Here is a 4,661-nt window from a genome sequence, read left to right on the forward strand (position 1 = left end):
TGCAGGGAGATATGATCGCTCGCGCTAGGATATGATCGGTTTGCCGGGACATATGATCGCTAACACCAGGATATGATCGATTCTGAACCAGAAAAACCTCCTAACCGATAATTCGGCAGGAGGTCATTGTTGATAATGGTGTTGTTACGGAACGATATTTCCAGCTGCTTTATAAATGTCATACCATTCTTTTCTAGTTAACGTAATAGCTGTGCTCTTACATGCGTCTTTTAATCGCTGAGGATTCGTTGTTCCGAGTACGACTTGGATGTTAGCTGGATGGCGACTAATCCAGGCGGTTGCGATTGCCGTGTTTGTTACGTCATAGTTAGCTGCAATTTCGTCAATCACTTTATTCAACTCTAAAAAATTCTCTAAATCGCCAAGGAATGGGCCCTCAAAGAAGCCATTTTGAAATGGCGACCATGCTTGTAGCGTGATATCATTCAACCGACAGTATTCTAGTACACTGCTATCACGATTGATGGCTTGATCTATATTCATATTTAACGCAATTCCCGCGTCAATCACCGGTGTATGTGCAATACTATACTGAATTTGGTTGACGACTAATTTATGTGGTGTATATTTTTGCAACAGTTCAATCTGTGCGGGGTTATGGTTCGACACCCCAAAATGTTTAACTTTTCCGCTGCTATGCAATTTATCAAATGCCTCGGCAACTTCAGCTGGCTCCATTAGTGGATCAGGACGGTGAAGGAGTAGCAGGTCCAAGTAATCCGTGTTTAAGCGCTTTAAAATACCGTCAACTGAGTCAAGGATATGTTCTTTGGAAAAATCAAAGTAGTTTTCTTCGCCTTTAATGCCACATTTACTTTGCAAAATCATTTTTTCACGGATGCTCGGGTTCATTTGGATTGCCTCGGCAAACAATTCTTCGCACCTACCTTGACCATAAATATCTGCATGATCAAAGAAGTTAATTCCTTCATCAAGTGCCGTGCGGATTAACTGCTCTATTTCTGTTAACGAAAGCTGTGTCAAACGCATATTCCCCATTATGATGTTGGATACGTTTAGATCGGTGTGTTTAATTTGCGTATAGTTCATAAAAAAACCTCCCCCAATTGTAGTCACACTAGTTAGAATACCTCATAATCTAGCAAATAGGTCAATTTGATTCTTGGATAAGGAGTAGATGATGTGTGTGACTGCACATGTGCAATCCAAAATCAGAAAAGCCCCGCGTCCGCCACGCATAGTTTCCTTACTTACTTTTCATTATCGTTTATACTTCCCCTGCGTAAGACATCCAATATCTCCGTAACAATTTCAATATTCGTACTGTTTTTCCCATCTAGCAATTCCACTTCATTTTCATTGATCATTTTAAATGTCCAATTGCCTGTTGGTGACGTGAGTACATGTAATCCTTCAATCGACCACTTACTGTCTTCTTGATAAAACAACATCAAACGGCTATTGTGTATCTCATTTTTGATAGAATGGTTCAATTTTTTAGTTATGCTATTCAAATTTTGACCCGCATTAAATGGCTCTAGTTTATCGTTATCCAAAACCAAACCATTTTCCACACATTTAGTATACATAGATGTTGGAATCAAAATTCTATCCTCCATTTGCACATGTTGTTTTTCAACGCCAGCAAGCATACGCGGATAGATAACATCATTCCATGTGTTGTCAGGAGCCCCGTGCATATAAAGCGTGTAATTATTGTCCGCCGTGCGAGAGCATTCAACTACATTCTCTGTACCAAAATAGAACACATTTTTCTTTTTCCCATCCGTTATAATCTCCACAGTCAAATTCGTTCTGGACATAATCCAGAGTGCATTTGCGAATCCTTCCTCCAATTTCACTTCACCCTCGACGAGGTTAACAAGCCCACGTAGATGAAGTTTCTTATACGTTTTCTCCCATTCCTTTTCTATTTCCTGTTTTGTTAACGCTATGAATGGATTGGAAAAACCGATGATTGACTTCGTATTCAGGGTTTGCAACATAACGAAAATATCATTTTTCGTAAACTCTGGAATCATATCTTCACTTCCTTCTCTTACTTTTTTTAGATTTGTCATGTCTTTCATTCATCGGTAAACCAAAATCCGGGTAAACCTGTTTTACAAGATTCATATTTTTAACAATGAAATAGTAACGATGGAGAGAGGCGGAAGCATATGCTGTAAAAATAGATAATAGTGAAATTAAAAAAATGAAAATCATCATTTTTGCAGATTCACTATAGACGAAAGATAAAATAAGCTGACCAATCACATAACCCATTCCAGCAATTGAGAGCCACCAAACATTTACACTTTTCATCTGCTGCATTTTATGATAGGTTCCCGTGTAAAGCGCCTTTAGATTCAGCGAGTTTACTAGCACCAGTAAACCAAGAAAGAGGACAAGCCCAATTATGAACGGTGTTTTCCCTTCAGTCCCTATATGAGAATACAGCAGTTTTTGCGTTGCCAAAAAAAAGACATATGTATTGACAACTCCATATACTCCAAAAAACAGATAATAAGACTTTTCAAATTTGTATGGCGCAATTATATAAAGAAAAGCCCAGATTTGCAATATGACTACTGGAACAATCGCCATTTTAAAGATTACAACCGAAAATGGGACAGCAACAATTGGGATCATTCCGGTTACATATAGTAAAAGCAAGAAAAACACAATAATATTTTTTTTATTTTCCTTTGGCGTTTGGAATCTCAAGTATGATAACTTGATCGCATCACTTCTATTTTTATCGATATTAGATTCTCTCCTATCCTTTAAACCAAGATGAAACTTTGTCGATTATACCAGTTGTTCCTATTTTTATTGCATCTCCAATCGAATCCGTTTTTCCATCATTATTTACATCCATAATTTTAAATTCACTTAGGAAAGCAGTTACCACTACTCCCATAACGAGTCCTACAGCCGCACCTGCGACAACCCCTAAAGGTCCACCAAATACGCCAATATACGCACCTGCCTGAGCGCCCATCCATGCAGAAGCTGCAATCGATGCTCCCGCAACAGCAACGTCTCCAGTCACATTACCCGCAATTTCACTAGTAGACTCGCCATTGTTGACGCCGTGATAGATATCTCCGCCTACAGTTGTAGCAATGCCGAGATAGCCGATCTTGTTCCCTGCAAACTTGAAGGACTCTTTCACATTCGTCATCGGATCTACACGGCGGAAGACCTTCGTATAATTCTCTGCATCTCTATGCCGATATATCTTCCTCCTAACACCGATTAATTCTGGTTTAGTTATTTTCACTATGGTTCTTCTATCTCCACGTGGATATACTCTAGTACCGCGGGTAATTCCAAATCCTTTAGCAGCCAAATTTACATCTTTTGCAGCTAGATAGCCTGAATTACCAAACATCGCCAAGCTTGCTGCGGCATTATCTAATTGCCCAATTCGTGCTTTAAGAATAGCGGAGTCGAGTACGTCCAGTTGTTCATCATTTGATTTATTCATCTTATCCTCCCCTCTAGTTAGAGTTGGGTAGTAAATGCTTCATCTTCTTCAATCCTCAAACTTTACTGACTTTACCAGTTTCCAAAAATGATCTTCTATACTTTTTGTATCTGCATTACAATTTGTTGTCCAATCACTGCAATGGTGATCAAATAAGATCCCTAATGCTTTATCACTGTTTTTATGTTTAATAAAGCCTATATGTGAATAGACAGGAATTTTTTCTTCTTGTTCTTGTCCAGTTTCATAAACACTTTTGCCATAATAATAGATATTGTTTTCATCTTCGCTTTTACTATATTCACCCTCAAATTTAGTGTAGTCAGTTAAATGTTGTAAACCCATTTTCTCAGAGTCAGGTCGGTCCTCAAATTGCGCAAATACGCCGTAGGATAGATTTTCTTCGTTATCCAACCATGCATATGAAAATCGTTCCCAGTGCTTCTCTCGTTTTTCATAAAACCCTTCGGATAGTTTAGCAGCCGTCGGTATCCACATCGTATATGCCTCTGTCCAAGTCTTAAAAGCATAATGCCCTTCCGCAACTTCGTCAGTTGAAACGAGGAATGAGCGTGTGAATTCATCTTGTGCTGCAATTGTATCTGGAAGTTCTGTTTTGGTTTCCTTATTAGTGCCTGAGTTCTCCATACCTGTACATCCCCCTATCAAAGTCGCTAATACTATCAAGATTGTAATTTTTATGAATTTCAATCCGCATTCTGCTACTTAAAACATAGAAGAACGTGTAAGTTCCTCTACGCTAGACTTTTTCCTGCTTCTTCGTACCCCGCCTCGCCACTTGCCCGCTACTGCGGTTGATATAGCACTCCACAGGCGTAAATTTGGATGTAGCCCACCCTATTGATACACGGTTTTCATTCTGTCACAACCGTGTACTCCTTCGTATATTTCAGATTTAAACTAGCATTAAAATCCCGATCCATTTCCAACCCGCAATTTCCACACGTGAAAATACGATCGGCGAGGGATAAAGAAACATTTTTCTCACCACAGCTCGAACAGCATTTAGAAGAGGGGAACCAGCGATTGACGAGACGAACTTCAATTCCGATTTCTAAACACATCGCGATGAGCCATTCCCTAAACTGCTTGAAGTTTTGTTTGCCAATTGCGCGGGATAAATGGCGGTTTTTCATCATGCCTTTGACGTTTAAATCTTCGATGG

The 4,661-nt window shown here is 39.3% G+C and carries 6 protein-coding genes; all 6 read right to left on the bottom strand.

The annotated features are described in order from the left end of the window. Positions 1–144: 144 nt before the first annotated feature. Positions 145–1,071, bottom strand: a complete 927-nt coding sequence (locus I2483_RS18915) for an aldo/keto reductase (RefSeq protein ID WP_207278610.1) — start codon at positions 1,069–1,071, stop codon at positions 145–147. Between the two features lie 161 nt (positions 1,072–1,232). Continuing rightward, complete coding sequence (locus I2483_RS18920; RefSeq protein WP_207278611.1) at positions 1,233–2,063, bottom strand: hypothetical protein; 831 nt, start codon at positions 2,061–2,063, stop codon at positions 1,233–1,235. Continuing rightward, entirely contained in the window at positions 2,029–2,634 is a 606-nt protein-coding gene (locus tag I2483_RS18925; protein ID WP_207278612.1) for a hypothetical protein, read from the bottom strand. The genes I2483_RS18920 and I2483_RS18925 overlap by 35 nt, the downstream gene beginning before the upstream one ends. Positions 2,635–2,761: 127 nt before the next feature. Next, positions 2,762–3,475 (bottom strand): hypothetical protein, encoded by a 714-nt coding sequence (locus I2483_RS18930; RefSeq protein WP_207278613.1) that lies wholly within the window; start codon positions 3,473–3,475, stop codon positions 2,762–2,764. Between the two features lie 48 nt (positions 3,476–3,523). Next, positions 3,524–4,123: a hypothetical protein gene (locus I2483_RS18935; protein ID WP_207278614.1), complete on the bottom strand. Its 600-nt coding sequence runs from the start codon at positions 4,121–4,123 to the stop codon at positions 3,524–3,526. Between the two features lie 227 nt (positions 4,124–4,350). Beyond that, positions 4,351–4,661 (bottom strand): RNA-guided endonuclease InsQ/TnpB family protein (locus tag I2483_RS18940; RefSeq protein ID WP_207278615.1); only part of this gene is annotated, 311 nt, incomplete at its 5' end.

Origin of the sequence: Sporosarcina sp. E16_3 (assembly GCF_017347125.1) — a bacterium.
Lineage (GTDB): Bacteria > Bacillota > Bacilli > Bacillales_A > Planococcaceae > Sporosarcina.

What these genes read in the sequence shown, in the direction of transcription:
- I2483_RS18915 (WP_207278610.1), bottom strand. Translation starts at nt 1,071, where the DNA reads ATGAACTATACGCAAATTAAACACACCGATCTAAACGTATCCAACATC.
- I2483_RS18920 (WP_207278611.1), bottom strand. Translation starts at nt 2,063, where the DNA reads ATGACAAATCTAAAAAAAGTAAGAGAAGGAAGTGAAGATATGATTCCA.
- I2483_RS18925 (WP_207278612.1), bottom strand. Translation starts at nt 2,634, where the DNA reads ATGATCCCAATTGTTGCTGTCCCATTTTCGGTTGTAATCTTTAAAATG.
- I2483_RS18930 (WP_207278613.1), bottom strand. Translation starts at nt 3,475, where the DNA reads ATGAATAAATCAAATGATGAACAACTGGACGTACTCGACTCCGCTATT.
- I2483_RS18935 (WP_207278614.1), bottom strand. Translation starts at nt 4,123, where the DNA reads ATGGAGAACTCAGGCACTAATAAGGAAACCAAAACAGAACTTCCAGAT.